At 49.5% G+C, this 1,555-nt stretch carries 1 protein-coding gene; it reads right to left on the bottom strand.

All coding sequences use genetic code 11. The features are described 5' to 3' along the window. Nucleotides 1-1,431: hypothetical protein (locus ACRC27_RS06360; RefSeq protein WP_438639446.1), on the bottom strand; the 1,431-nt coding region annotated here is incomplete at its 3' end. Nucleotides 1,432-1,555: the final 124 nt, after the last annotated feature.

The following is a 1,555-nucleotide window of genomic DNA, read 5'->3' as shown; positions in this document are numbered from 1 at the left end:
TCCGGCAAGTTCGCCTTCTGCCGCCGCTTGCTCTCGTATCCTGACAAACTGTTGAGCGCCATGGGTGACGATATCGGATTTCTTTACGGCAAGCGGGGTGGTAAGCGGCCCAAAGGTGGCTACGCTTGTGTAGCTCGGTTGGTTGTTGTGGTGGGTTAAGCGGCAGGTCGTGACTTTTTTATCTTTTTTAATCACCAGATAATTCTGACCGTGGGTTATCCGCGCCTTATTCTGGATGCAATCCTCAAGAGCTTGCTTATCGTGTTGGTCTTTTTCGACAACAAACACTTCAAAGTGTACGGCCTTTTGGTCGGGGTCAATGTTAAATCCCGAGGTGGAGGAGGTGGCTATTTGGTGCTCACCCCAGTGGCCGATCATATCTCCAGCCTGCACTATTATTGGGTTTTGGCTGCGATCGACGACTTTATCGAACTCGATGGCGCTGTGTGATTCGGCAGCCAGTGCTGTGCCTATCTTGCTTTTTGCCAACCAGCCGACAGCGTTTTTGTGGGCAGAGGGCATATCCTGATTCGCACTGTCTTTTACGATGTTGTTGCCCGCCTTGAACACCTGTACTTTACGAAATTCGGTAGGGCCGCCGTTAATGGTCACTATCTGTTGTACTGCGGAGACAACTACTTCGCTGCCTGCTGAGAGACCAAGGCTTCCTGTTGTACTTTGTGGTGTTTTTCGCAGCCACGCATTATGGGGGATTTTATAGCGTGCAGGTTTACTTTCTGGTGGTGTCATCCAGCGGGGTTTAGTTTTGTGCTCCGCTTTAATGTATTGGGTTGCGACATAAAACTGCGGAGGTTCACCGGTTTTAGGGGTGGTATAACGCACTAATTGGTAGGTATGGGGTTCATTTTTCAGGTTGCGGCGCTCTGAGGGATTATCCATTAAGATAATTTCCGCACCTTGACGCGCTGAACCCAATTTGTCTTCTGCCTTGAGTTGTAATCCGGCCATTGCGCTGTAGATAGACACGTTACTTCCGGTCAGCAGGTGATGTTCTGCTTCAGCGCTGTAGGCATTCTCACAGGCTATATGCATGTAGAGGCTGTAAAAAGTCAGGCGATTTTTATTCTGCTCACCAGCTTCGTAGTGATGGCGTATTAGGCAAAATGAGGGGGAGGTATATAAATCAATATGTTGCCCCGGTTGGCCTTGCTCGGGTTGGCGGGTTGCCTTGGCTGGTTGAGTTGCCAGACGGTAGACCACAATTTCGCCATCGGCTATAGCGCGAACAGCGCCACTGGGGTGCCACCCGCCTTTTTCACTCAGGTGAATGCCGCCATGCCAGAGTCGGTTGCGCCCGATAGGAAAAGTGCCGCTGTTGAGATCACTGAGCTTGCCGATAAACGCGTCGAGTGAGGCTACCTCGGTAGGATTGCTGCTGTCCCCCAGTAGCATGGGGTAGACGATTTTCATCTTTGATGTTCAATCCTGTTTGATACGGAAAGGGTGATCAGCGCTATGACCTTATGTCTAAATAGATCTCAGGCATGTTTTATGCCAACGATAAAAATAATTAAAAATCAATCAGATATAAAAA

The sequence above is a fragment of the Plesiomonas sp. genome, from assembly GCF_051650925.1.
GTDB lineage: Bacteria > Pseudomonadota > Gammaproteobacteria > Enterobacterales > CAMTGL01 > Plesiomonas.
The sequence above is the reverse complement of the archived record's forward strand: the minus strand, read 5'-3'. Positions and strand labels throughout refer to the sequence as shown.